General features: G+C 42.2%; 34 protein-coding genes and 1 other annotated feature. All 34 genes read left to right on the plus strand.

Annotated features, from left to right (window positions below; all coding sequences use genetic code 11):
• Positions 1–53 precede the first annotated feature (53 nt).
• The 34 genes from rplK to rplO all read left to right on the plus strand — a co-directional run bounded on the left by rplK (position 54) and on the right by rplO (position 26,057).
• Positions 54–479, plus strand: coding sequence for a 50S ribosomal protein L11 (gene rplK, locus H7F25_RS18280; protein ID WP_003216956.1), 426 nt, complete (start codon positions 54–56; stop codon positions 477–479).
• A 99-nt stretch (positions 480–578) separates the two neighbouring features.
• Positions 579–1,277, plus strand: a complete 699-nt coding sequence (rplA, locus tag H7F25_RS18285) for a 50S ribosomal protein L1 (RefSeq protein WP_017359164.1) — start codon at positions 579–581, stop codon at positions 1,275–1,277.
• 49 nt (positions 1,278–1,326) lie between these two features.
• Positions 1,327–1,467: a sequence feature (ribosomal protein L10 leader region), on the plus strand.
• A 69-nt stretch (positions 1,468–1,536) separates the two neighbouring features.
• The gene (rplJ, locus tag H7F25_RS18290) at positions 1,537–2,037 is read left to right on the plus strand and encodes a 50S ribosomal protein L10 (RefSeq protein WP_024425590.1); all 501 of its coding nucleotides are present in this window, start codon (positions 1,537–1,539) and stop codon (positions 2,035–2,037) included.
• A 48-nt stretch (positions 2,038–2,085) separates the two neighbouring features.
• Positions 2,086–2,451, plus strand: a complete 366-nt coding sequence (gene rplL / locus H7F25_RS18295) for a 50S ribosomal protein L7/L12 (protein ID WP_008345418.1) — start codon at positions 2,086–2,088, stop codon at positions 2,449–2,451.
• Between the two features lie 96 nt (positions 2,452–2,547).
• Positions 2,548–3,153 carry a class I SAM-dependent methyltransferase gene (locus H7F25_RS18300; RefSeq protein ID WP_024425591.1) on the plus strand — a complete coding sequence of 202 codons (606 nt, stop codon included), beginning with the start codon at positions 2,548–2,550 and terminating at the stop codon, positions 3,151–3,153.
• Between the two features lie 255 nt (positions 3,154–3,408).
• Positions 3,409–6,990 carry a DNA-directed RNA polymerase subunit beta gene (rpoB, locus tag H7F25_RS18305; protein WP_185854033.1) on the plus strand — a complete coding sequence of 1,194 codons (3,582 nt, stop codon included), beginning with the start codon at positions 3,409–3,411 and terminating at the stop codon, positions 6,988–6,990.
• Between the two features lie 61 nt (positions 6,991–7,051).
• A complete protein-coding gene (rpoC, locus tag H7F25_RS18310; protein WP_024425592.1) occupies positions 7,052–10,651 on the plus strand; it encodes a DNA-directed RNA polymerase subunit beta' in 3,600 nt (1,199 codons plus the stop codon).
• Positions 10,652–10,795: 144 nt separating this feature from the next.
• Positions 10,796–11,044: a 50S ribosomal protein L7ae-like protein gene (locus H7F25_RS18315; protein ID WP_024425593.1), complete on the plus strand. Its 249-nt coding sequence runs from the start codon at positions 10,796–10,798 to the stop codon at positions 11,042–11,044.
• A gap of 113 nt (positions 11,045–11,157) precedes the next feature.
• Complete coding sequence (gene rpsL, locus H7F25_RS18320) at positions 11,158–11,577, plus strand: 30S ribosomal protein S12 (RefSeq protein WP_008356518.1); 420 nt, start codon at positions 11,158–11,160, stop codon at positions 11,575–11,577.
• 121 nt (positions 11,578–11,698) lie between these two features.
• The gene (gene rpsG, locus H7F25_RS18325) at positions 11,699–12,169 is read left to right on the plus strand and encodes a 30S ribosomal protein S7 (protein ID WP_008356520.1); all 471 of its coding nucleotides are present in this window, start codon (positions 11,699–11,701) and stop codon (positions 12,167–12,169) included.
• 54 nt (positions 12,170–12,223) lie between these two features.
• Complete coding sequence (gene fusA, locus H7F25_RS18330) at positions 12,224–14,302, plus strand: elongation factor G (protein WP_024425594.1); 2,079 nt, start codon at positions 12,224–12,226, stop codon at positions 14,300–14,302.
• Between the two features lie 118 nt (positions 14,303–14,420).
• The gene (gene tuf, locus H7F25_RS18335) at positions 14,421–15,611 is read left to right on the plus strand and encodes an elongation factor Tu (protein WP_034283892.1); all 1,191 of its coding nucleotides are present in this window, start codon (positions 14,421–14,423) and stop codon (positions 15,609–15,611) included.
• A 109-nt stretch (positions 15,612–15,720) separates the two neighbouring features.
• Positions 15,721–16,680 (plus strand): alpha/beta fold hydrolase, encoded by a 960-nt coding sequence (locus tag H7F25_RS18340; protein ID WP_122632212.1) that lies wholly within the window; start codon positions 15,721–15,723, stop codon positions 16,678–16,680.
• A 218-nt stretch (positions 16,681–16,898) separates the two neighbouring features.
• Complete coding sequence (gene rpsJ, locus H7F25_RS18345) at positions 16,899–17,207, plus strand: 30S ribosomal protein S10 (protein ID WP_003156464.1); 309 nt, start codon at positions 16,899–16,901, stop codon at positions 17,205–17,207.
• Positions 17,208–17,244: 37 nt separating this feature from the next.
• Complete coding sequence (gene rplC / locus H7F25_RS18350; RefSeq protein WP_024425597.1) at positions 17,245–17,874, plus strand: 50S ribosomal protein L3; 630 nt, start codon at positions 17,245–17,247, stop codon at positions 17,872–17,874.
• A 27-nt stretch (positions 17,875–17,901) separates the two neighbouring features.
• Positions 17,902–18,525, plus strand: a complete 624-nt coding sequence (rplD, locus tag H7F25_RS18355) for a 50S ribosomal protein L4 (RefSeq protein ID WP_024425598.1) — start codon at positions 17,902–17,904, stop codon at positions 18,523–18,525.
• Complete coding sequence (gene rplW, locus H7F25_RS18360) at positions 18,525–18,812, plus strand: 50S ribosomal protein L23 (protein WP_003217016.1); 288 nt, start codon at positions 18,525–18,527, stop codon at positions 18,810–18,812. The genes rplD and rplW overlap by 1 nt, the downstream gene beginning before the upstream one ends.
• Before the next feature lie 28 nt (positions 18,813–18,840).
• Positions 18,841–19,674, plus strand: a complete 834-nt coding sequence (gene rplB / locus H7F25_RS18365; RefSeq protein ID WP_024425599.1) for a 50S ribosomal protein L2 — start codon at positions 18,841–18,843, stop codon at positions 19,672–19,674.
• Positions 19,675–19,731: 57 nt separating this feature from the next.
• Positions 19,732–20,010 carry a 30S ribosomal protein S19 gene (rpsS, locus tag H7F25_RS18370; protein WP_003216920.1) on the plus strand — a complete coding sequence of 93 codons (279 nt, stop codon included), beginning with the start codon at positions 19,732–19,734 and terminating at the stop codon, positions 20,008–20,010.
• 17 nt (positions 20,011–20,027) lie between these two features.
• Positions 20,028–20,369 (plus strand): 50S ribosomal protein L22, encoded by a 342-nt coding sequence (gene rplV, locus H7F25_RS18375; protein ID WP_007496316.1) that lies wholly within the window; start codon positions 20,028–20,030, stop codon positions 20,367–20,369.
• Between the two features lie 3 nt (positions 20,370–20,372).
• Positions 20,373–21,029, plus strand: a complete 657-nt coding sequence (gene rpsC / locus H7F25_RS18380) for a 30S ribosomal protein S3 (RefSeq protein WP_003217241.1) — start codon at positions 20,373–20,375, stop codon at positions 21,027–21,029.
• A 1-nt stretch (position 21,030) separates the two neighbouring features.
• Positions 21,031–21,465 (plus strand): 50S ribosomal protein L16, encoded by a 435-nt coding sequence (gene rplP, locus H7F25_RS18385; protein ID WP_003156478.1) that lies wholly within the window; start codon positions 21,031–21,033, stop codon positions 21,463–21,465.
• Positions 21,455–21,655: a 50S ribosomal protein L29 gene (gene rpmC / locus H7F25_RS18390; RefSeq protein ID WP_003217155.1), complete on the plus strand. Its 201-nt coding sequence runs from the start codon at positions 21,455–21,457 to the stop codon at positions 21,653–21,655. Before rplP ends, rpmC begins: the two co-directional genes overlap by 11 nt.
• A gap of 25 nt (positions 21,656–21,680) precedes the next feature.
• Positions 21,681–21,944, plus strand: a complete 264-nt coding sequence (rpsQ, locus tag H7F25_RS18395; protein ID WP_003216906.1) for a 30S ribosomal protein S17 — start codon at positions 21,681–21,683, stop codon at positions 21,942–21,944.
• A 39-nt stretch (positions 21,945–21,983) separates the two neighbouring features.
• Positions 21,984–22,352, plus strand: coding sequence for a 50S ribosomal protein L14 (gene rplN / locus H7F25_RS18400; RefSeq protein ID WP_003216882.1), 369 nt, complete (start codon positions 21,984–21,986; stop codon positions 22,350–22,352).
• Between the two features lie 35 nt (positions 22,353–22,387).
• Positions 22,388–22,699, plus strand: coding sequence for a 50S ribosomal protein L24 (gene rplX / locus H7F25_RS18405; protein WP_008356538.1), 312 nt, complete (start codon positions 22,388–22,390; stop codon positions 22,697–22,699).
• A gap of 25 nt (positions 22,700–22,724) precedes the next feature.
• Positions 22,725–23,264, plus strand: coding sequence for a 50S ribosomal protein L5 (gene rplE / locus H7F25_RS18410; RefSeq protein WP_024425600.1), 540 nt, complete (start codon positions 22,725–22,727; stop codon positions 23,262–23,264).
• A gap of 22 nt (positions 23,265–23,286) precedes the next feature.
• Positions 23,287–23,472 carry a 30S ribosomal protein S14 gene (gene rpsN / locus H7F25_RS18415; protein ID WP_008356542.1) on the plus strand — a complete coding sequence of 62 codons (186 nt, stop codon included), beginning with the start codon at positions 23,287–23,289 and terminating at the stop codon, positions 23,470–23,472.
• 31 nt (positions 23,473–23,503) lie between these two features.
• On the plus strand, positions 23,504–23,902 hold the full coding sequence (gene rpsH, locus H7F25_RS18420; protein ID WP_007496327.1) for a 30S ribosomal protein S8: 399 nt from the start codon (positions 23,504–23,506) through the stop codon (positions 23,900–23,902).
• A gap of 31 nt (positions 23,903–23,933) precedes the next feature.
• On the plus strand, positions 23,934–24,470 hold the full coding sequence (gene rplF, locus H7F25_RS18425; RefSeq protein ID WP_024425602.1) for a 50S ribosomal protein L6: 537 nt from the start codon (positions 23,934–23,936) through the stop codon (positions 24,468–24,470).
• 32 nt (positions 24,471–24,502) lie between these two features.
• Complete coding sequence (gene rplR / locus H7F25_RS18430) at positions 24,503–24,865, plus strand: 50S ribosomal protein L18 (protein ID WP_008356544.1); 363 nt, start codon at positions 24,503–24,505, stop codon at positions 24,863–24,865.
• Between the two features lie 24 nt (positions 24,866–24,889).
• Positions 24,890–25,390 carry a 30S ribosomal protein S5 gene (gene rpsE / locus H7F25_RS18435; protein WP_007496332.1) on the plus strand — a complete coding sequence of 167 codons (501 nt, stop codon included), beginning with the start codon at positions 24,890–24,892 and terminating at the stop codon, positions 25,388–25,390.
• Between the two features lie 13 nt (positions 25,391–25,403).
• Positions 25,404–25,586 carry a 50S ribosomal protein L30 gene (rpmD, locus tag H7F25_RS18440; RefSeq protein ID WP_003217067.1) on the plus strand — a complete coding sequence of 61 codons (183 nt, stop codon included), beginning with the start codon at positions 25,404–25,406 and terminating at the stop codon, positions 25,584–25,586.
• A 30-nt stretch (positions 25,587–25,616) separates the two neighbouring features.
• Positions 25,617–26,057 (plus strand): 50S ribosomal protein L15, encoded by a 441-nt coding sequence (gene rplO / locus H7F25_RS18445; protein ID WP_003216888.1) that lies wholly within the window; start codon positions 25,617–25,619, stop codon positions 26,055–26,057.
• Position 26,058 lies beyond the last annotated feature (1 nt).

Below are 26,058 nucleotides of genomic sequence, written 5' to 3' on the forward strand. Positions count from 1 at the left end.
TGGGAGGGGGATTCCCCTATTACCACATCACGGACTTTAAGGAGGTGTGTCTCGTGGCTAAAAAAGTAGTTAAAGTTGTTAAATTGCAAATTCCTGCTGGAAAAGCTAACCCAGCTCCACCAGTTGGACCTGCACTAGGTCAAGCCGGTGTTAATATCATGGGATTCTGTAAGGAGTTTAACGCTCGTACAGCTGACCAAGCTGGTCTTATCATTCCTGTTGAAATTTCGGTTTTTGAAGACCGTTCATTTACATTTATTACTAAAACTCCACCTGCTGCAGTTTTACTTAAAAAAGCAGCTGGTATTGAGTCTGGTTCTGGTGAACCTAACCGTAATAAAGTGGCAACTGTTAAGCGTGATAAAGTACGCGAAATCGCGGAAACAAAAATGCCTGACTTAAACGCTGCTAGCGTTGAATCAGCTATGCGCATGGTTGAAGGTACTGCACGCAGTATGGGTATTGTCATCGAAGATTAATTTTTTGTCTTGTTGGGTTGCGAGTTTGGTTTTGACAAGTTCGCAACCCTTATTCGTGGGAGGTTATTCCGCTAAAACCACATAAGGAGGATTTTTATAATGGCTAAAAAAGGTAAAAAGTATGTAGAAGCTGCTAAGCTGATCGATCGTACTAAAGCGTATGATGTAGCTGAAGCTGTTTCTCTTACAAAAAAAGCAAATACAGCTAAATTTGATGCGACTGTAGAAGTTGCTTTTCGTTTGGGCGTAGACCCTCGTAAAAACGATCAACAAATCCGCGGTGCAGTTGTACTTCCTAACGGAACTGGTAAAACTCAACGCGTTCTTGTGTTCGCTAAAGGCGAAAAAGCAAAAGAAGCAGAAGCTGCTGGAGCAGACTACGTTGGAGATTCTGATTACATCACTAAAATCCAACAAGGCTGGTTCGAATTCGATGTAATCGTTGCGACACCTGACATGATGGGTGAAGTTGGTAAGATCGGTCGTGTACTTGGACCAAAAGGTCTTATGCCAAACCCTAAAACAGGAACTGTAACGTTCGAAGTTGAAAAAGCAATCAATGAAATCAAAGCTGGTAAAGTAGAATACCGCGTTGATAAAGCTGGTAACATCCACGCGCCAATCGGAAAGGTTTCTTTCGAGGACGAAAAGCTTGTTGAGAACTTTGCAACAATCTATGACACAATCCTTAAAGCAAAACCTGCAGCGGCTAAAGGTGTATACGTGAAAAACGTTTCTGTTACATCTACTATGGGCCCTGGCGTGAAAGTGGATCCATCTTCTTTCTCTGCAAAATAATTCTTGACTTATGACAACCATTTTGATAATATCAAAATGTTGTAAAATAGAATAATGTCCATTTATACCGTAGACAGCAGGGGCCTTATGGCTTAATTAACCCGCCGAGGTGTATATGTCACAGTCTTACGTTAACGTATGCTTGTATATACAGCCTCCATGTCTTAATGGAGGCTTTTTATATGGAGAACCGTTCGTTAGGAACGTGATGGCCTGATCGGTATAAGTGTTACACAAAGAATGTACAGGAGGTGTAACCATGAGCAATGCAATCGATACTAAAAAAGTTGTCGTTGATGAAATTACTTCTAAATTTAAAGATAGTATGTCTACTGTCATTGTAGATTACCGCGGTCTTTCAGTTTCTGAAGTGACTGAACTTCGTAAACAGCTTCGTGAAGCTGGCGTAGAATTCAAAGTTTACAAAAACACTTTGACTCGCCGTGCAGTTGAACAAGTTGAACTAACGGGTTTAAACGATTTCTTAACAGGTCCAAACGCTATCGCATTCAGTAACGAAGATGTTATCGCACCTGCGAAAATCATCAACGAATTCGCGAAAAGCCACGAAGCTTTAGAAATCAAAGCTGGTGTCATCGAAGGAAACGTAGCGACTGTAGAAGAAGTGAAGGCTCTTGCGGAACTTCCGTCTCGCGAAGGCTTACTTTCTATGTTGCTTAGCGTTCTTCAAGCTCCAGTTCGTAATCTTGCTCTTGCTACTAAAGCAGTTGCAGATCAAAAAGAAGAACAAGGCGCTTAATGCGTACTTTACGTTTACGTAAAAAAACTTAAAATGGAGGAATTACAAATGGCTTTAAATATCGAAGAAATCATTGCTTCAGTTAAAGAAGCAACTGTACTTGAGTTAAACGACTTAGTAAAAGCAATCGAAGAAGAATTTGGCGTAACTGCTGCTGCTCCTGTAGCTGTAGCTGCTGGTGGCGGTGCTGCTGCTGAAGAAAAAACTGATTTTGATCTAGTACTTGCTGGTGCTGGAGACCAAAAAATCAAAGTTATCAAAGTGGTTCGTGAAATCACTGGTCTTGGCTTGAAAGAAGCTAAAGAACTTGTTGACAACACTCCAAAACCACTTAAAGAAGGTATTGCTAAAGAAGAAGCTGAAGAACTTAAAGCTAAGCTTGAAGAAGTTGGCGCTTCTGTAGAAGTTAAGTAATCTTCGCCTAATCTTTTGGGAAAGCTCGCTTTTACTGGCGGGCTTTTTCTTTTCTAATCTCCTGAAACGATTGAATCCAGAGGAGGTCCATTCACCATGAGTGACCACTATTATACGGAAAAGCCATCAGTGAAAAGCAATAAACAGACATGGGACTTCACCTTGAGAAACCGTACCTTTACTTTTACAAGTGACAGTGGAGTGTTTTCTAAGAAAGAAGTCGACTTTGGTTCAAGGCTTTTAATTGAAGCTTTCGAAGAACCTGACTTGGATGGCGATGTCTTAGATGTCGGTTGCGGTTATGGACCGATCGGCTTATCGTTAGCAAACGAAATGACTAGCCGTACCATTCATATGATTGATGTGAACGAAAGAGCAGTCGAACTTTCAAAGGAAAACGCTAAACATAATCGCATTGATAATGTTCGCATCTATCAAAGTGATTTGTTCTCGAATGTTCATTCCTCAGCTGCTTTTGCCTCTATACTGACCAATCCCCCAATACGGGCAGGGAAGAAAGTTGTACATGCGATCTTTGAAAAAAGTGCTGATCATTTATTGCCGGAAGGTGAGTTGTGGGTGGTTATTCAGAAAAAGCAAGGTGGACCATCTGCGATTGAAAAATTAGAGCAGCTCTTTGGAGAAGTCGAGGTTGTGCTGAAAAAAAAGGGCTACTATATCATCAAAGCTAAAAAAGTTTGACGCAGTTTCCTAGCTGTGTTAACATTATAAAATGCCAATGTGTATATTTTGCTTGATAGGCTTAAAAAACAACTATTTTGTATAAATTATGCATACTTGGGAAAACTAATAAAATCGGTATTTGTTTTTGGATGTGGTTTTCTTATTTTAGAAACCCTTTTTTCTTTTGTCTTGTAAAAGTATTTCTTTACTGACATTTGAAAGACAGAAATACTTTTTACACATATAATACGCATGATTTGAGGGGTGAATCAGTTGACAGGTCAACTAGTTCAGTATGGACGACACCGCCAGCGCAGAAGCTACGCACGCATAAGCGAAGTGTTAGAATTACCAAATCTCATTGAAATTCAAACCTCTTCTTATCAGTGGTTTCTTGATGAGGGTCTTAGAGAGATGTTTCAAGATATATCCCCAATTGAGGATTTTACTGGTAACCTTTCTCTTGAATTCATTGATTACAGCCTAGGGGATCCTAAGTATCCTGTAGCAGAATCAAAAGAACGTGATGTAACTTACTCTGCTCCACTAAGAGTAAAAGTTCGTTTAATTAACAAAGAAACTGGAGAAGTAAAAGACCAAGATGTGTTCATGGGTGATTTCCCAATCATGACAGACACAGGTACTTTTATCATTAATGGTGCGGAACGTGTAATCGTTTCTCAGTTAGTGCGTTCTCCAAGTGTATATTTCAGTGGTAAAGTAGACAAAAACGGTAAAAAAGGTTTTACTGCGACTGTCATTCCAAACCGTGGCGCATGGTTAGAATACGAAACTGATGCGAAGGATGTAGTCTATGTACGCATCGATCGCACACGTAAGTTGCCGGTTACGGTTCTTTTGCGTGCTCTCGGCTTCAGCTCTGATCAAGAGATTCTTGACCTCATTGGCGAGAATGAATACTTACGCAACACACTGGAAAAAGACAATACAGAGAATGCGGATAAAGCACTTCTCGAAATCTACGAGCGCCTCCGTCCTGGAGAACCGCCAACTGTTGAAAATGCGAAAAGCTTGCTAGACTCCCGCTTCTTCGATCCGAAGAGATATGACCTAGCAAATGTTGGACGCTACAAGATTAATAAGAAGCTTCATATTAAAAATAGACTGTTCAATCAAAAATTGGCTGAAACGCTAGTTGATCCTGAAACAGGTGAAATTCTAGCAGAAAAAGGTCAAATTTTAGACAGAAGAGTTCTTGATAAAGTTCTTCCATACTTAGAAAGCGGCATCGGATTTAGAAAGCTTTATCCTAATGGTGGCGTAGTAGAAGATGAAGTAGAACTTCAATCTATTAAGATTTATGCACCGACTGATCAAGAAGGCGAGCAAGTGATCAACGTGATTGGAAATGCATATGTAGAGGAAGCTGTGAAAAACATCACGCCTTCTGACATCATTGCGTCAATCAGTTACTTCTTCAACCTTCTTCATGGTGTAGGTGACACAGATGATATCGACCACCTTGGTAACCGTCGTCTGCGTTCTGTAGGTGAACTTCTGCAAAACCAATTCCGTATTGGTTTAAGCAGAATGGAGCGTGTTGTCCGTGAAAGAATGTCAATTCAAGACACAAACACGATCACACCTCAGCAGCTGATCAACATTCGTCCTGTGATCGCTTCTATCAAAGAGTTCTTTGGTAGTTCTCAGCTTTCTCAGTTCATGGATCAAACAAACCCGCTTGCTGAATTGACGCACAAACGTCGTCTGTCAGCGCTTGGACCGGGTGGTTTGACACGTGAGCGTGCAGGAATGGAAGTTCGTGACGTTCACTACTCTCACTATGGACGTATGTGTCCGATTGAAACACCAGAGGGTCCAAACATTGGTTTGATCAACTCTCTATCTTCATTTGCAAAAGTGAATCGCTTCGGATTTATCGAAACACCTTACCGCCGGGTTGATCCTGAAACTGGTAAAGTGACACCGAGAATCGATTACTTAACTGCTGATGAAGAGGATAACTACGTAGTAGCACAAGCGAACGCTCAGTTAGCTGATGATGGTTCGTTTATCGATGATAATATCATTGCTCGTTTCAGAGGGGAAAACACCGTTGTTCCTCGAAACCGCGTTGACTACATGGACGTTTCGCCAAAGCAGGTTGTTTCTGCAGCGACAGCATGTATCCCATTCTTAGAAAACGATGACTCTAACCGTGCTCTAATGGGAGCGAACATGCAGCGTCAGGCTGTGCCTTTGATGCAGCCAGAATCACCGATTGTTGGTACAGGTATGGAGTACGTATCAGGTAAAGACTCTGGTGCTGCTGTCATCTGCCGCTACCCAGGTGTTGTAGAACGTGTAGAAGCAAAAAATATTTGGGTTCGCCGTTATGAAGACGTTGACGGACAACAAGTCAAAGGAAACCTAGACAAATACAGCCTGCTGAAATTTGTCCGCTCTAACCAAGGGACTTGCTACAACCAGCGTCCTATCGTAAGTGTTGGAGATGAAGTCGTTAAAGGGGAAATCCTTGCAGACGGTCCTTCTATGGAAAAAGGTGAATTGGCTCTAGGACGTAACGTCATGGTCGGCTTCATGACTTGGGACGGTTACAACTACGAGGATGCGATCATCATGAGTGAGCGCCTTGTAAAAGATGACGTCTACACGTCTATTCATATTGAAGAATATGAATCAGAAGCTCGTGATACAAAGCTTGGACCAGAAGAAATCACTCGTGATATTCCAAACGTTGGGGAAGATGCTTTACGCAACCTTGACGAGCGCGGAATCATCCGTATCGGTGCAGAAGTAAAAGACGGAGACCTTCTTGTAGGAAAAGTAACGCCTAAAGGTGTAACTGAACTAACAGCTGAAGAACGTCTATTACATGCAATCTTCGGTGAAAAGGCTCGTGAAGTTCGTGATACGTCACTACGTGTTCCACACGGCGGCGGCGGAATTATCCACGATGTAAAAGTCTTCAACCGTGAAGATGGAGATGAATTACCTCCAGGTGTAAACCAGTTAGTCCGCGTATACATCGTTCAGAAGCGTAAGATTTCTGAAGGTGACAAAATGGCCGGACGACATGGTAACAAAGGGGTTATCTCTAAAATCCTTCCAGAAGAAGATATGCCTTATCTTCCAGACGGAACACCGATCGATATCATGTTGAACCCTCTAGGGGTGCCATCTCGTATGAACATCGGTCAGGTACTTGAGCTTCATATGGGTATGGCTGCACGTTACCTTGGCATCCACATTGCGTCACCAGTATTTGATGGTGCGCGCGAGGAAGATGTTTGGGAAACGCTTGAAGAAGCAGGTATGTCCCGTGATGCGAAAACAGTCCTTTATGACGGTCGAACTGGTGAACCATTCGACAACCGTGTATCTGTCGGAATCATGTACATGATCAAACTGGCTCACATGGTTGACGATAAACTTCACGCTCGTTCAACTGGACCATACTCACTTGTTACGCAGCAGCCACTTGGCGGTAAAGCACAGTTTGGTGGTCAGCGTTTCGGAGAGATGGAAGTATGGGCACTTGAAGCTTACGGTGCAGCATATACACTTCAAGAGATCTTAACAGTTAAATCGGATGACGTTGTGGGTCGTGTGAAAACATACGAAGCCATCGTCAAAGGGGATAACGTACCTGAACCAGGTGTCCCTGAATCATTCAAAGTGTTAATCAAAGAACTTCAAAGTTTAGGTATGGATGTGAAAATCCTATCTGGCGATGAAGAAGAGATAGAAATGAGAGATTTAGAAGACGATGAGGAAACGAAGAAAGCAGACGGATTAGCGTTATCTAATGACGAAGATGCTGCAGACCTCGCACCTGTCGATCTTGAACGTGACGCAGTCACAAAAGAATAGAAGAAACGATTAGAGCAAGTGACTAGGGTATAACCCGAAGATTAAAAGGGAGGTAGGCCCCTTGCTAGATGTGAACAATTTTGAGTATATGAACATCGGTCTCGCATCACCTGATAAAATCCGTTCTTGGTCTTTTGGTGAAGTGAAAAAGCCTGAAACGATTAACTATCGTACACTGAAACCTGAAAAAGATGGTCTCTTTTGTGAACGTATCTTCGGACCGCAAAAAGACTGGGAATGTCATTGTGGGAAGTATAAACGCGTTCGGTATAAGGGTGTTGTATGTGACCGTTGTGGTGTAGAAGTAACACGGGCAAAAGTCCGTCGTGAGAGAATGGGGCATATCGAACTGGCTGCCCCAGTTTCCCACATTTGGTATTTCAAAGGTATCCCAAGCCGTATGGGTCTTGTTCTTGATATGTCACCACGTGCGTTAGAAGAAGTGATCTACTTCGCTTCTTACGTCGTGACAGATCCGGGCAACACACCGCTTGAGAAGAAACAACTTCTTTCTGAGAAAGAATTCCGTGCTTATTTAGATAAATACGGTAATACATTCCAAGCAGCTATGGGTGCAGAAGCAATCAACAAACTTCTTCAAGATATCGATCTTGTAAAAGAAGTAGATACACTGAAAGAAGAGCTGAAAACTGCTCAAGGACAGCGCCGTACACGTGCGATCAAACGCCTTGAAGTATTAGAAGCCTTCCGTAACTCAGGAAACAAACCATCTTGGATGATTCTTGATGTACTTCCGGTTATTCCGCCAGAATTACGTCCAATGGTTCAACTTGATGGTGGACGTTTTGCTACTTCGGACTTGAACGACCTTTATCGTCGTGTCATCAACCGTAACAATCGTCTGAAGCGTTTATTAGATCTTGGCGCGCCAAGCATCATCGTTCAGAATGAGAAGCGTATGCTTCAAGAAGCTGTCGATGCCTTGATTGATAATGGACGTAGAGGCCGACCAGTAACAGGACCAGGAAATCGACCATTGAAATCTCTTTCTCACATGCTGAAAGGGAAACAAGGACGTTTCCGTCAAAACTTGCTTGGTAAACGTGTTGACTATTCTGGACGTTCCGTTATCGTCGTAGGACCACATTTGAAAATGTATCAGTGTGGACTTCCGAAAGAAATGGCTCTTGAATTATTCAAACCATTCGTGATGAAGGAGCTTGTTGAAAAAGGATTAGCTCACAACATCAAGAGTGCGAAGCGTAAAATTGAGCGTGTGCAGCCGGAAGTATGGGATGTTTTAGAATCAGTTATTCGTGAGCATCCAGTCTTACTAAACCGTGCACCGACTCTTCATAGACTTGGTATTCAAGCGTTTGAACCTACACTTGTGGAAGGACGCGCAATTCGTCTGCATCCACTTGTATGTACAGCCTACAACGCTGACTTTGACGGTGACCAAATGGCGGTTCACGTACCATTGTCTGCTGAAGCTCAAGCTGAAGCTCGTATCTTAATGCTTGCGGCTCAAAACATTTTGAACCCGAAAGATGGAAAACCAGTTGTTACGCCATCTCAGGATATGGTGCTTGGTAACTACTACCTTACACTTGAGCGCAAAGGTGCTATCGGAGAAGGTATGGTCTTCAAAGATACTGACGAAGCCCTTCTAGCTTATCAAAATGGTTATGTGCATCTTCATACACGTGTAGCTGTTGCAGCTAGCTCGTTGAAGAATGTGACATTCACTGATGAACAGCGTTCTAAATTGTTGATTACAACAGTTGGAAAACTGATCTTTAACGAAATCTTACCGGAATCATTCCCATACATGAATGAGCCGACAAAGAGCAATATTGAAGAAAAAACGCCTGATCGTTTCTTCCTTGAAAAAGGTGAGGATGTAAAAGCTGCGATCGAGAAACAAGAAATCAATGCGCCGTTCAAAAAAGGTATTTTAGGTAAAATCATTGCAGAAATCTTTAAGAGATTCCATATTACTGAGACATCTAAAATGCTTGACCGCATGAAAAATCTTGGTTTCAGATACTCTACTAAAGCCGGTATTACGGTTGGTGTGTCTGATATCGTCGTATTAGATGATAAGCAGCAAATTCTTGAAGAAGCACAAGCAAAAGTAGATAACGTCATGAAGCAATTCAGACGTGGTTTGATTACTGAAGAAGAGCGTTATGAGAGAGTTATTTCAATCTGGAGTTCTTCTAAAGATGTGATCCAAGGTAAACTGATGAAGTCCCTTGATGAAGTCAACCCAATCTACATGATGAGTGACTCTGGAGCGCGTGGTAACGCATCTAACTTTACTCAGCTGGCTGGTATGCGTGGTCTGATGGCCAACCCGGCTGGACGTATCATCGAACTTCCGATTAAATCTAGTTTCCGTGAAGGTTTAACCGTATTGGAATACTTTATTTCCACTCACGGTGCGCGTAAAGGTCTTGCCGATACAGCCCTTAAAACAGCTGACTCAGGTTACCTCACGCGTCGTCTCGTTGACGTTGCACAGGATGTCATCATCCGTGAAACAGATTGCGGTACAGACCGTGGAATCTTGGCGAAGTCTATTAAAGAAGGAAATGAAATTATTGAGAAACTTGAAGAACGTCTGATCGGACGTTTTGCAAGAAAACCAATTGTTCATCCTGAAACAGGCGAAGTCATTGTAGCCGAAAACGAACTAATTGATGAAGATAAAGCACTTGAAGTAGTTGAAGCAGGAATTGAGGAAGTATGGATCCGTTCTGCATTTACATGTAACACGCCTCATGGTGTATGTAAACGATGCTACGGCCGTAACCTTGCAACTGGTACTGACGTTGAAGTCGGTGAAGCAGTTGGAATCATCGCTGCACAATCAATCGGTGAGCCAGGAACACAGCTTACAATGCGTACGTTCCACACCGGTGGGGTAGCAGGAGACGATATCACTCAAGGTCTACCTCGTATCCAAGAGCTATTTGAAGCGCGTAATCCGAAAGGGCAAGCGACAATTTCTGAAATTGATGGTGTCGTTGCTGAAATTAACGATGTTCGTGACAAGCAGCAGGAAATTGTGGTTCAAGGCGAAGTTGAAACTCGCTCATACACAGCTCCTTACAATGCACGTCTGAAAGTTGTTGAAGGTGACACAGTTACTCGTGGTCAAGTACTGACAGAAGGTTCGATCGATCCGAAAGAACTTCTTAAAGTGACTGACATGACAGCTGTTCAAGAATATCTGCTTCATGAAGTACAAAAAGTATACCGTATGCAAGGGGTAGAAATCGGAGATAAGCACGTAGAGGTAATGGTTCGCCAAATGCTTCGTAAAGTGCGTGTCGCTGATGCAGGGGATACAGACGTATTACCAGGCACACTTCTTGATGTACATCAATTCACTGAAGCGAACAAAAAAGTACTATTCGAAGGCAAACGTCCTGCAACAGGCCGTCCAGTTCTTCTTGGTATTACAAAAGCTTCGCTTGAAACAGACTCATTCTTGTCTGCGGCGTCCTTCCAAGAAACGACTCGTGTCCTAACAGATGCGGCGATCAAAGGAAAACGTGATGAACTGCTTGGCTTGAAAGAGAATGTGATCATTGGTAAACTTGTTCCTGCTGGAACGGGAATGCCAAACTACCGTAAAGTTAAGCCGGTTTCGCAAGTGCAGCCGTCTGACGATATGGTTCCTGTAGAGTAATCTTTCTCGTGAGATTTCTATAAAATCATCAAAAATGGTGAAGGATGTCAAGATAATCTGTCATACGATATTGACATCCTTCTGCCATGATGATAATATAACCAAGGTGCTCAAAATAAAACCTGTTACTTTGGAGGATATTCGATGTCTTATGATAAAGTATCACAGGCTCAATCCATTATTATCGGTACGAAGCAAACAGTAAAAGCTCTGAAACGAGATTCAGTAAAGGAAGTCGTCGTAGCGAAAGATGCTGATCCTGCTTTAACTGCTAGTGTATTGAAACTAGCACAAGAGAAGGGTGTAGACATTTTAGTGGTAGATTCCATGAAAAAGCTCGGCAAGGCCTGCGGAATTGAAGTTGGGGCAGCAGCTGTTGCCATTATGTTATAACGTACTTGTTTTGTTTTTGCATGCTTAAAATGCAAAAGCATTGTTTTTTGCCTTTTGATGAACCACCTGGGTATGTGGGTTATAAAAAAAGTAATGAAGGGAGGAATAACAACATGCCTACAATTAATCAGCTAGTACGCAAAGGACGCGTGAGTAAAGTTGAAAACTCAAAGTCACCTGCACTTAACAAAGGATACAACAGTTTCAAAAAAGAGCACACTAACGTAACATCTCCACAGAAGCGCGGGGTTTGTACTCGTGTCGGTACAATGACACCGAAAAAACCAAACTCAGCACTACGTAAATATGCTCGTGTACGTTTGTCTAACCTGATTGAAGTAACAGCTTACATTCCTGGTATCGGACATAACCTACAAGAGCACAGTGTAGTACTTATCCGTGGCGGACGTGTAAAAGACTTACCGGGTGTACGTTACCACATCGTTCGTGGTGCGCTTGATACTGCCGGAGTTGACGGTCGTATGCAAGGACGTTCTAAATACGGAACAAAACGCCCTAAACAAAGCAAATAATACAAACAAACATAAGGGTTTTTAGAAGTTGATATCAGATCAGTGGAGTCAGGTAACTGACAATGATATTGAGATGAGAGACAGATAGAAATCCTTTTAAAAGAGAAGGGAGGCTATTCAGATGCCACGTAAAGGTCCTGTAGCAAAAAGAGACGTATTGCCAGATCCAATTTACAATTCTAAACTTGTATCTCGTTTGATCAACAAAATGATGATCGACGGTAAAAGAGGAAAAGCACAAACAATTCTCTACAAGTCATTTGATATCATCAAAGAACGTACTGGTAATGAAGCGATGGAGGTTTTCGAACAAGCCTTGAAAAACATCATGCCAGTTCTTGAAGTTAAAGCACGTCGTGTAGGTGGAGCTAACTACCAAGTTCCTGTAGAAGTTCGCCCAGACCGTCGTACTACTTTAGGTCTTCGCTGGTTAGTAAACTACGCTCGTCTTCGTGGAGAAAAAACGATGGAAGAGCGTCTTGCTAACGAAATCCTTGACGCAGCTAACAACACTGGTGCAGCTGTTAAGAAACGTGAAGATACACACAAAATGGCAGAAGCGAACAAAGCATTCGCTCACTACCGCTGGTAGGATTTATACCAAACTAAAAAAACTATTCCCTAATGAGGAAGGAGAAATTACCCAATGGCAAGAGAGTTCTCCTTAGACAAAACTCGTAATATTGGTATCATGGCTCACATCGATGCCGGTAAAACGACAACGACTGAGCGTATCTTATACTACACTGGTCGTATCCATAAAATTGGTGAAACTCACGAAGGAGCTTCACAAATGGACTGGATGGAGCAGGAGCAAGAACGTGGTATTACAATCACTTCTGCTGCTACTACAGCACAATGGAAAGGTTACCGTGTAAACATCATCGATACACCAGGACACGTAGACTTCACTGTTGAAGTTGAACGTTCTTTACGTGTACTTGATGGTGCGGTTGCTGTTCTTGATGCACAATCAGGTGTAGAGCCACAAACTGAAACAGTTTGGCGCCAAGCAACAACTTACGGAGTACCTCGTATCGTATTCGTTAACAAAATGGATAAAACCGGTGCGGACTTCCTTTACTCTGTAAGCACATTAAGAGATCGTCTTCAAGCGAACGCTCATGCAATTCAATTGCCGATCGGCGCTGAAGATCAATTCGAAGGAATCATCGACCTTGTAGAAAACGTAGCATACTTCTACGAAGATGATCTTGGAACTCGCTCTGATGCTAAAGAAATCCCTGCTGAGTATAAAGACAAAGCTGAAGAGCTTCGCAGCAGCCTAATTGAAGCTGTCGCTGAGCTTGATGAAGAGCTTATGGAAAAATACCTTGAGGGTGAAGAAATCACAATTCCTGAATTGAAAGCTGCAATCCGTAAAGGAACATTGAATGTTGAATTCTACCCAGTTCTTGTTGGATCTGCTTTCAAAAACAAAGGTGTTCAGCTTGTACTTGACGCTGTGCTTGACTACCTTCCTGCACCAACTGATGTTGCTGCAATCAAAGGTATCCTGCCAGATTCAAATGAAGAGGTTGTTCGTGAGTCTACTGATGACGCACCATTCGCAGCTCTTGCATTTAAAGTTATGACTGACCCTTATGTTGGGAAACTAACTTTCTTCCGCGTATACTCTGGAACACTTGATTCTGGTTCATACGTGAAGAACTCTTCTAAGAACAAGCGTGAACGTGTTGGACGTATCCTTCAAATGCACGCAAACAGCCGTGAAGAAATCTCTACTGTATATGCAGGGGATATCGCAGCAGCTGTAGGTCTTAAAGATACTTCTACTGGTGACACTCTTTGTGACGAGAAAAATCTTGTTATCCTTGAGTCTATGGAATTCCCAGAGCCAGTAATCGATGTAGCTATCGAGCCTAAATCTAAGGCTGACCAAGATAAAATGAGTATCGCTTTAGCTAAACTAGCTGAAGAGGATCCAACATTCCGTACACAAACAAACCCTGAAACTGGTCAAACGATCATCTCTGGTATGGGTGAGCTTCACCTTGATATCATTGTTGACCGTATGAAGCGTGAGTTCAAGGTTGAAGCTAACGTAGGTGCTCCTCAGGTTGCGTACCGTGAAACATTCCGTTCTGGTGCAAAAGTTGAAGGTAAATTCGTACGTCAGTCTGGTGGACGCGGTCAGTTCGGACACGTTTGGATCGAGTTCGAACCAAACGAAGAAGGCGCAGGATTCGAGTTTGAAAATGCAATCGTCGGTGGGGTTGTTCCACGTGAATACATCCCAGCAATTCAAGCGGGTCTTGAAGATTCACTTGAAAATGGTGTATTAGCTGGATTCCCATTAATCGACATCAAAGCAAAATTATTTGATGGATCTTACCACGATGTTGACTCTAACGAAATGGCGTTCAAAATTGCTGCATCTATGGCATTGAAAAATGCTGTCAGCAAATGTAACCCAGTTCTACTTGAGCCAATGATGAAAGTGGAAGTTGTTATCCCAGAAGAATACATGGGAGACATCATGGGTGATATCACATCTCGTCGTGGACGTGTAGAAGGTATGGAAGCTCGCGGTAACGCTCAAGTTGTTCGCGCTATGGTTCCACTTTCTGAAATGTTCGGATATGCTACTGCACTCCGTTCTAACACACAAGGACGCGGTACTTTCACTATGCACATGGATCACTACGAAGAAGTGCCTAAGAGCATCAGTGAAGAAATCATCAAAAAAAATAAAGGTGAATAATTGATTTTGCCTTTAAACTAAAGTATAACTACTATTGAAGATCAGAAAGTGAGAGGTAACTCTTCACTTTCTATCACTCTATACCAAATACAATGAACCTTTAAGGAGGATTTTTAGAATGGCTAAAGAAAAATTCGACCGTTCCAAATCGCATGCTAACATTGGTACAATTGGACACGTTGACCATGGTAAAACAACTCTAACTGCTGCTATCTCAACAGTTCTTCATAAGAAATCTGGTAAAGGTACAGCTATGGCTTATGACCAAATCGATGGTGCTCCAGAAGAGCGCGAGCGTGGAATCACAATCTCAACTGCACACGTTGAGTATGAAACTGAAACTCGTCACTATGCACACGTAGACTGCCCAGGACACGCTGACTATGTTAAAAACATGATCACTGGTGCTGCTCAAATGGACGGCGCGATCTTAGTAGTATCTGCTGCTGATGGTCCAATGCCACAAACACGTGAGCACATCCTACTTTCTCGTAACGTAGGTGTACCATACATCGTAGTATTCCTTAACAAATGTGACATGGTTGACGATGAAGAGTTACTTGAACTTGTTGAAATGGAAGTTCGTGACCTTCTTTCTGACTATGACTTCCCTGGTGACGATGTACCAGTTATCAAAGGTTCTGCTCTTAAAGCTCTTGAAGGAGATGCTGATTACGAAGCAAAAATCTTTGAACTTATGGATGCGGTTGATGAGTACATCCCAACTCCAGAGCGTGACACTGAGAAGCCATTCATGATGCCAGTTGAGGACGTATTCTCAATCACTGGTCGTGGAACAGTTGCTACTGGTCGTGTTGAGCGTGGACAAGTTAAAGTCGGTGACGAAGTTGAAATCATCGGTCTTCAAGAAGAAAACGGTAAAACAACTGTTACAGGTGTTGAAATGTTCCGTAAACTTCTTGACTATGCTGAAGCTGGTGACAACATCGGTGCACTACTTCGTGGTGTATCTCGTGAAGATATCCAACGTGGTCAAGTACTTGCTAAACCAGGTACAATCACTCCACACAGCCGTTTCAAAGCTGAAGTTTATGTACTTTCTAAAGAAGAGGGTGGACGTCATACTCCATTCTTCGCTAACTACCGTCCGCAGTTCTACTTCCGTACAACTGACGTAACTGGTATCGTACATCTTCCAGAAGGTACTGAAATGGTAATGCCTGGCGATAACACTGAGATGGAAGTTGAACTTATCTCTACTATCGCTATCGAAGAAGGAACTCGTTTCTCTATCCGTGAGGGTGGACGTACTGTAGGTTCTGGTGTCGTTTCAACTATCATTAAGTAATAAACATACAAAAGAGACTCCTTGCAAAAGGGTCTCTTTTTTTGCTTTTCCAGATCAGAACGGCTACTATAAGCTATAGAATCTAAATGGAACCGAGAGGATCGCTGGAATGGCAAAGACATATTTGAAAAAATGGTCGATCGGTGGAATTGACCAATGGATTAGCATGAAAGAAGATCAGACGAGTGAAACGAAGCCTGTACTTTTATTTTTACACGGTGGGCCCGGCTCAGCTCAAATCAGTTATATTGATTCCTTTCTCGAGGAACTTGACCAAGACTTTACAGTTGTCCATTGGGATCAGCGTGGCGCAGGACTTTCCTATCAAGAGAATCTTCCCGATGCATCGATGACCATTCAGCAATTTATTGAAGACACGATTGAATTGACAGAGAAGATCCTATCTTATCTAGGTCATTCAAAATTGTATATCGCAGGATACTCGTGGGGATCATTAATTGCCATACAAGCAGTACATAAGCGTCCGGATCTTTATCATGCTTATTATGGGATTAGTCAGGTAGTAGATGTGTTAAAGGAAGATATCGTATCGTACGAGCTCCTTTTGAAGAAATACCATCGCAATCGGCTGTTTGCTGGGTGTCTGCGATTACTGACGCCTCCCCCATGGAAACGGACATCAGCTCATGCCTTATTTTCTCTATATAAAGAGTTTGCGAGCGTAGGTCTCACACATAGATGGAAGCCGGTTTTTCAAATACTAAAAGGGTTTCTTTTTAGTAAGCAATATCAGCTGAAAGATAAATGGAAGTTCATAAAAGGGCAGAAGTTTAGTCAAGACAAATTATGGGATCAGCTCATGAATGAGAGTATTCAATACCGAGTTTCTACTATATTAATACCGTGCTACTTTCTCATTGGCGATCACGACATGATTACACCAGCTGCTGTATCAAAACCATATGTTGATCAATTAAAAGCACCAATCAAAGAATGGTTTACCTTTAAAGACTCTGCACATTCTCCGCATATCGAAGAGCCAGATGAATTTATACGTATCATAAGAAAGACTGCTATACATCATCTTCAGGGAAAGCTTGATTTATAGGCTGAATCCCTGTATAATATGAAAAGTGTGCAAATCATAAATTTATCCGATTTATTATTGCAACACGCAGGCCAATTTGGTACAATAGTGCATGTTGGTCTTTGACTGCGATGAAGTGAGAGGTTGCTGACACACCCGGCCGCTTTGCCATGGCGAGGTGATCAGGTTTTTCTCACGGAGAACTGTCTAACGTAAGTAGGCGAAAAGGAGGGAAAATAATGGCAAAACAAAAAATTCGTATTCGTTTAAAAGCATATGATCATAGAATTCTTGATCAATCTGCTGAGAAGATTGTTGAAACGGCTAAGCGTTCTGGTGCTAGTGTATCTGGTCCAATCCCGCTTCCAACTGAAAAATCAGTTTACACAATCCTTCGTGCGGTGCATAAGTACAAAGATTCTCGTGAGCAATTTGAGATGCGTACTCACAAACGTCTAATCGACATCGTGAATCCAACTCCGCAAACAGTTGATGCACTTATGCGTTTAGATTTACCATCTGGTGTAGATATCGAAATCAAACTTTAATTCAAATAGAAAACACATATTATAGGAGGTGTGACTAATGACCAAAGGAATCTTAGGTAGAAAAATTGGTATGACGCAAGTATTCGCAGAAAACGGTGATCTTATCCCTGTAACTGTTGTTGAGGCTGCTGCTAACGTTGTTCTTCAAAAGAAGACTGTTGACACGGATGGCTATGAAGCAATCCAAATCGGTTTTGATGACAAACGTGAAAAGCTTTCTAACAAACCAGAGAAAGGCCACGTTGCTAAAGCGGAAACTGCTCCTAAGCGCTTCGTAAAAGAATTACGCGGTGCGGAGTTAGATGCGTATGAAGTTGGTCAGGAAGTCAAAGTTGATATTTTCGCAAATGGAGATATCGTAGATGTAACAGGAACATCAAAAGGTAAAGGATTCCAAGGGGCTATCAAACGCCACGGACAATCACGCGGACCAATGACTCACGGTTCACGTTACCACCGTCGTCCTGGTTCAATGGGACCTGTTGATCCAAACCGTGTATTCAAAGGTAAACTTCTTCCAGGTCGTATGGGCGGAGAGCAAATCACTGTCCAAAATCTTGAGATCGTTAAAGTTGATGCAGAACGCAATCTTCTATTGATCAAAGGAAACGTACCAGGAGCTAAAAAATCTCTAGTAACTGTAAAGAGTGCAGTTAAATCTAAATAACTCTCTTAGGAAAGGAGGAAACAAGTCATGCCAAAAGTAGCATTATATAACCAAAACGGTTCTACTAACGGTGAAATCGAATTAAACGCTTCTGTGTTTGGAATCGAGCCAAACGAAAGCGTAGTATTCGATGCTATTCTTATGCAAAGAGCTTCCTTACGTCAAGGAACTCACAAAGTAAAAACTCGTTCTGAAGTACGTGGCGGAGGTCGTAAGCCTTGGAGACAGAAGGGTACAGGTCGTGCTCGTCAAGGTTCTATCCGTTCACCACAATGGCGCGGAGGCGGTATCGTATTCGGTCCAACACCACGCAGTTATTCTTATAAATTACCTAAAAAAGTTCGCCGCTTGGCTATCAAGTCAGTATTGTCTTCTAAAGTAATCGACAACAACATCATCGTTCTTGAAGATCTGACTCTTGATGCAGTGAAAACGAAAGAATTCGCAGGCATCCTTAAAGGATTATCTGTTGAGAAGAAAGCGTTGATCGTCACTGCGGATGCAAACGAAACAGTTGCTTTATCTGCTCGTAACATCCCTGGAGTAACAGTTGTTGAAGCTAACGGTATCAACGTTCTTGACGTTGTCAACCACGACAAACTTCTGATCACTAAAGCAGCGGTTGAAAAAGTAGAGGAGGGACTTGCATAATGAAAGATCCTCGTGATGTTCTAAAGCGCCCTATCATTACTGAACGTTCTGCTGATCTAATGACAGAGAAGAAGTACACGTTCGAAGTTGATGTCAGAGCTAACAAAACAGAAGTGAAAGACGCTGTTGAAGAAATCTTTGGAGTGAAAGTTGAGAAAGTCAACGTTCAAAACTACAAAGGAAAATCAAAACGCGTTGGACGCTACACTGGTATGACTAGCCGTCGCAGAAAAGCGATCGTGAAATTAACTGCTGACAGCAAAGAAATCGAAATTTTTGAAGCGTAAATCTTAAAAAGAAGGAGGGAAATTCAAAATGGCGATTAAAAAGTATAAACCAACCAGTAATGGTCGTCGTGGCATGACTACTTCAGATTTTGCTGAAATCACGACTGACAAACCAGAAAAATCGTTGCTTGCACCGCTACACAAAAAAGGCGGACGTAACAACCAAGGTAGATTAACTGTTCGTCATCAAGGTGGCGGTCACAAACGTCAATACCGTATCATCGACTTTAAGCGTGATAAAGACGGTATACCTGGACGCGTTGCTACAATCGAGTATGATCCAAACCGTTCAGCTAACATCGCTCTTGTAAACTATGCAGATGGTGAGAAACGTTACATTCTTGCTCCGAAAGGAATCCAAGTTGGTACTGAAGTTACTTCTGGACCAGAAGCTGACATCAAACCAGGTAATGCTCTTCCACTTATCAACATCCCAGTTGGTACAGTTGTGCATAACATTGAATTAAAACCAGGTAAAGGTGGACAATTAGTTCGTTCTGCTGGTACTTCTGCTCAAGTTCTAGGTAAAGAAGGTAAATACGTTCTTGTACGTTTGAACTCAGGAGAAGTTCGCATGATTCTTTCTGCTTGCCGTGCGACTATCGGTCAAGTTGGAAACGAGCAACACGAATTAATCAACATCGGTAAAGCTGGACGTTCTCGCTGGAAAGGCGTACGCCCAACAGTTCGTGGTTCTGTAATGAACCCTAACGATCACCCACACGGTGGTGGTGAAGGACGCGCTCCAATCGGACGTAAATCACCAATGTCTCCATGGGGTAAACCGACTCTTGGATTCAAGACTCGTAAGAAAACCAACAAGTCTGATAAATTCATTGTACGTCGTCGTAAAAACAAGTAACGGGGTTGTCTACGGTTCATTTAGGACCGTAGTTCAATCACGAAGGGAGGTTCCACAATGGCTCGCAGCTTAAAAAAAGGACCATTTGTTGATGATCATTTGATGGCTAAAGTCGAGAAATTGAATGAAACTGACAAAAAGCAAGTCGTAAAAACTTGGTCTCGTCGTTCTACAATTTTCCCACAATTCATCGGTCACACAATCGCTGTCTATGACGGACGCAAACATGTACCTGTTTTCATTTCTGAAGATATGGTAGGTCACAAATTGGGCGAATTCGCACCAAGCCGTACTTACAAAGGTCATGCTAGTGACGATAAAAAAACAAGACGCTAATGAGAGGAGGCTTTTAAATGCAAGCTAAAGCTGTCGCAAGAACAGTCCGTATTGCTCCTCGTAAAGCACGTCTAGTAATGGACCTGATCCGAGGTAAGCAAGTAGGAGAAGCAGTTTCTATCTTAAACCTTACACCTAAGGCTGCTTCACCAATTATTGAAAAAGTATTAAAATCTGCTATCGCAAACGCTGAGCACAACTACGAGTTGGACGCTAACAGCCTAGTGATTACTCAAGCATTCGTTGACGAAGGTCCAACACTTAAGAGATTCCGTCCACGTGCTATGGGTCGTGCGAGCGCAATTAACAAACGTACTAGCCACATTACAATCGTTGTATCAGAAAAGAAGGAGGGATAATCCGTGGGTCAAAAGGTAAATCCAGTAGGTCTTCGTATTGGCGTCATTCGTGATTGGGAATCTAAATGGTTCGCAGGAAAAGATTACGCTGACTTCTTACATGAAGACTTGAAAATCCGTGAATTCATCAGCAAGCGTTTGTCTGACGCGTCTGTTTCTAAAGTAGAAATCGAACGTGCTGCAAACCGCGTAAATATCACAATCCACACGGCTAAACCAGGTATGGTAATTGGTAAAGGCGGATCTGAAGTTGAAGCACTTCGTAAAGCTCTTAACAGCCTAACTGGCAAACGTGTACACATCAACATTCTTGAAATCAAGAGAGCAGATCTTGATGCTCAGCTAGTTGCTGAAAACATCGCTCGTCAACTTGAAAACCGTATTTCATTCCGTCGTGCACAAAAACAAACAATCCAACGCACAATGCGTGCTGGAGCACAAGGAATCAAAACAATGGTTTCTGGTCGTCTTGGCGGTGCAGATATTGCTCGTTCTGAATATTACAGTGAAGGTACTGTTCCATTGCACACACTTCGTGCTGACATCGACTATGCTACTGCTGAAGCTGACACTACTTATGGTAAGCTTGGCGTAAAAGTATGGATCTATCGTGGAGAAGTCCTTCCAACTAAGAAGAATACTGCGGAAGGAGGAAAATAATATGTTATTGCCAAAACGCGTGAAGTATCGCAGAGAACATCGTGGAAAAATGCGTGGTCGTGCAAAAGGCGGTACTGAAGTACATTTCGGTGAGTACGGTATCCAGGCTCTTGAAGCTTCTTGGATCACAAACCGTCAAATCGAAGCTGCTCGTATTGCTATGACTCGTTACATGAAACGTGGCGGTAAAGTTTGGATTAAAATTTTCCCTTCTAAGCCATACACAGCTAAACCTCTAGAGGTCCGCATGGGTTCCGGTAAAGGTGCTCCAGAAGGATGGGTAGCTGTAGTAAAACCGGGCAAAGTTTTATTTGAAATTTCTGGTGTGTCTGAAGAAGTTGCTCGTGAAGCTCTTCGTCTTGCATCTCACAAATTGCCAATTAAAACGAAGTTCGTAAAACGTGAAGAAATTGGTGGTGAATCAAATGAAAGCTAATGAAATTCGTGACCTTACCACTGCTGAAATTGAACAAAAAGTAAAGTCTCTTAAAGAAGAACTTTTCAATCTTCGTTTCCAATTAGCGACTGGGCAGCTTGAAAACACTGCTCGCATTCGTGAAGTGCGTAAATCAATCGCACGCATGAAAACTGTGATTCGTCAAAGAGAAATCGCTGCTAATAAATAATAATTAGAGGGGAGGCCCCGCAAACATGAGCGAACGTAACCAACGTAAAGTGTATCAAGGTCGTGTTGTTTCTGACAAAATGGATAAAACCATCACTGTTGTAGTTGAAACATACAAAAAGCATTCACTTTATGGCAAACGTGTAAGATACTCTAAAAAGTTCAAAGCACATGATGAAAACAACCAAGCAAAAATCGGAGACATCGTAAAGGTCATGGAAACTCGTCCTTTATCTGCGACTAAACGCTTTCGTCTAGTTGAAGTTGTCGAAGAAGCCGTTATTATCTAATAAAGTTCGGATTTCTTTTTCCGAAAGGAGGTAACATTAATGATTCAACAGGAGACTCGTTTAAAAGTAGCTGACAACTCTGGCGCACGCGAAGTACTAACGATTAAAGTTCTTGGTGGCTCTGGACGTAAAACGGCTAACATCGGTGATGTCATTGTTTGTACGGTTAAACAAGCAACACCTGGAGGCGTTGTCAAAAAAGGTGAAGTTGTGAAAGCAGTTATCGTTCGTACTAAGAGCGGAGCTCGCAGAAACGATGGATCTTACATCAGTTTCGACGAAAATGCATGTGTCATCATCCGTGACGACAAGAGCCCACGTGGAACTCGTATCTTCGGACCAGTAGCACGTGAACTTCGTGAAAACAACTATATGAAAATTGTTTCTCTAGCACCAGAAGTACTTTAATGAATACAATCCGCGACTCAAGGAGGTGCGATTAAATGCATGTTAAAAAGGGCGATAAAGTAGTGGTTATCTCTGGTAAAGATAAAGGTAAACAAGGTGTCATCCTTGCTGCTTTCCCTAAAAAGGAACGTGTTTTAGTAGAAGGTATTAACCTTGTGAAAAAACACTCTAAACCAACCCAAGCTAACCCTCAAGGCGGAATTTCTGAACAAGAAGCGCCGATCCACGTATCAAACGTAATGCCGCTTGATCCTAAAACGGGTGAAGTGACACGTGTTGGGTATAAAGTTGAGGACGGAAAGAAAGTCCGTGTAGCGAAAAAATCTGGGCAAGTTCTAGATAAATAGTAAATAAGGAAGGGAGGTCTTTCTCATGAACCGCCTTAAAGAAAAGTATGTAAAAGAAATTACACCTGCATTAGTTTCTAAATTTGAATACACTTCAGTAATGCAAGTGCCAAAAATCGAAAAAATCGTGATCAACATGGGTGTTGGTGACGCTGTTCAAAACGCTAAAGCAATCGATACTGCTGTTGAAGAATTAACGTTTATCGCTGGTCAAAAACCTGTCGTTACTCGTGCGAAGAAGTCTATTGCTGGATTCCGTCTACGTGAAGGAATGCCAATCGGTGCGAAAGTAACACTTCGCGGAGAGCGCATGTATGATTTCCTTGATAAACTTATTTCTGTGTCTTTACCACGTGTACGTGACTTCCGCGGGATTTCTAAGAAATCTTTCGACGGTCGTGGAAACTACACGCTTGGTATTAAAGAACAGTTAATCTTCCCAGAAATTGATTACGATAAAGTAACAAAGGTCCGCGGTATGGATATCGTTATCGTTACTACTGCCAATACGGACGAAGAAGCACGTGAGTTATTAACTCAAGTAGGTATGCCGTTCCAGAAATAATCAATGAAAGGGAGGCGAAATCGTGGCTAAAAAGTCTATGATTGCGAAACAACAACGCAAACAAAAGTTTAAAGTTCAAGAGTATACGCGCTGCGAACGTTGTGGACGTCCACATTCAGTTATTCGTAAGTTTAAACTTTGCCGTATTTGTTTCCGCGAACTTGCATATAAAGGACAAATTCCTGGCGTTAAAAAAGCCAGCTGGTAATCCCCATAAATGGGAAGGAGGTTATTAAATAATGGTTATGACAGATCCGATTGCAGATTTGCTGACTCGTATTCGCAATGCGAACATGGTACGTCATGAGAAGCTAGAAGTACCGGCTTCAAAAATCAAAAGAGAAATTGCTGAAATCTTAAAGCGTGAAGGTTTTATCCGTGACGTTGAGTACGTCGAAGACAGCAAACAAGGAATTATCCGTTTGTTCCTTAAATACGGCCAAAACAACGAACGTGTTATCACTGGTCTTAAAAGAATCAGTAAACCTGGTTTACGCGTATATGCGAAATCAAATGAAGTACCACGTGTACTTAACGGACTTGGAATCGCAATTATTTCTACATCACAAGGTGTTTTATCGGACAAAGAAGCCCGTGCTAAACAAGCTGGTGGAGAAGTACTTGCTTACGTATGGTAAAAAAAGTTTAAGATGAATGGAGGTGCTTGGTATGTCTCGTATAGGTAAAAAACTAATCGAGATCCCTTCAGGAGTAACTGTGACAAACAACGATAACACAGTGACAGTAAAGGGACCAAAAGGTGAACTAACTCGTGCATTTCACCCTGATATGGAAATTAAAATTGAGGACAACGTCTTAACTGTAAGCCGTCCGTCTGAAAATAAAGAACACCGTGCATTACATGGTACAACACGTAGCTTGATTGCAAACATGGTTGAAGGTGTATCTAAAGGTTTCGAAAGAGGTTTAGAACTTATCGGTGTCGGTTACCGTGCAGCTAAATCTGGAAACAAACTTGTTCTTAACGTTGGATACTCTCATCCAGTTGAAATCGTTCCTGAGGCTGGAGTTGAAATCGAAGTTCCATCTCAAACGAAAGTAATCATTAAAGGTATCGATAAAGAGCGTGTAGGAGCTCTAGCTTCTAACATCCGCGCTGTCCGTGCTCCAGAGCCTTACAAAGGTAAAGGAATTCGTTACGAAGGTGAATTCGTTCGCCGTAAAGAAGGAAAAACTGGTAAGTAAGATCGCTTAAAGTGAAGAAAGGAGTGACTCGGATGATTACGAAAACTAGCAAAAACGCTACTCGTCTTAAAAGACATGCTCGTGTTCGTGCGAAACTTTCAGGTACTGCTGAAAGACCTCGCCTTAACGTTTTCCGTTCTAACAAGAATATCTACGCTCAAGTAATTGATGATGTTAACGGTGTAACACTTGTAAGTGCTTCTACTCTTGATAAAGAGTTAAAGATCGAGAATAGTTCTGACACTGCAGCTGCTACAAAAGTTGGCGAACTTGTTGCAAAACGTGCTGTTGAAAAAGGAATCTCTAACGTGGTATTTGACCGCGGAGGATACCTATATCATGGACGTGTAAAAGCTCTAGCTGAAGCTGCTCGTGAGGCTGGACTTAAATTTTAATAAAAGAAGGAGGGACACATCCGAATGAGTCGTATTGACCCAAGCAAATTAGAGTTAGAAGAACGCTTAGTTACGGTTAACCGCGTAGCGAAAGTTGTTAAAGGTGGACGTCGTTTCCGTTTTGCAGCTTTAGTTGTTGTCGGTGACAAAAACGGTCATGTAGGTTTCGGTACTGGTAAAGCACAAGAAGTACCAGAAGCGATCCGCAAAGCTGTTGAAGATGCGAAAAAGAATTTAATTGAAGTACCAATGGTTGGAACTACAATTCCACATGAAATCATCGGTCGATTCGGTGCAGGAAACGTTCTATTGAAGCCTGCTTCAGAAGGTACAGGAGTTATCGCTGGAGGCCCAGTGCGTGCGGTACTTGAGCTTGCTGGTCTAGCTGATATCCTTTCTAAATCTCTAGGTTCTAATACACCGATCAACATGATCCGCGCAACACTTCAAGGTTTAAGTGAGCTTAAACGTGCTGAAGATGTAGCGAAGCTTCGTGGAAAATCTGTAGAAGACCTGTTAGGATAAGGAGGGAACAATAATGGCAAATAAATTAGAAATTACCCTCAAACGCAGTGTAATCGGTCGCCCTGAAGATCAGCGTGTCACTGTTCGTACTCTTGGTCTTAAGAAAACAAACCAAACAGTCGTACATGAAGACAATGCAGCGATCCGCGGCATGATTAACAAGGTGTCTCATTTAGTTTCTGTTAAAGAACAATAAAACATTTTTAATCGATAAGGAGGTGCCCAAATGAAACTTCATGAATTGAAGCCTTCAGAAGGTTCACGTAAAGTACGCAACCGTGTTGGTCGTGGTATTGGATCAGGTAACGGTAAAACTTCTGGTAAAGGTCATAAAGGTCAAAACGCTCGTTCTGGCGGCGGTGTACGCCCTGGTTTCGAAGGTGGTCAGATGCCTTTATTCCAACGCCTTCCAAAACGTGGTTTTACAAACATCAACCGTAAAGATTACGCGGTAATCAACTTAGACAGATTAAACAGTTTTGACGAAGGAACGGAAGTAACTCCTGAACTTCTTCTAGAGACTGGTGCAATAAGCAAGTTAAAAGCAGGAGTAAAAATTCTTGGCAACGGTAAATTAGAAAAAAAATTAACTGTAAAAGCCAATAAATTCTCTGCTTCTGCGAAAGAAGCGATTGAAGCTGCTGGCGGTACAGCCGAGGTGATCTAAC

This window comes from Bacillus sp. PAMC28571 (genome assembly GCF_014250435.1).
Taxonomy (GTDB): Bacteria; Bacillota; Bacilli; order Bacillales; family Bacillaceae; genus Bacillus; species Bacillus safensis.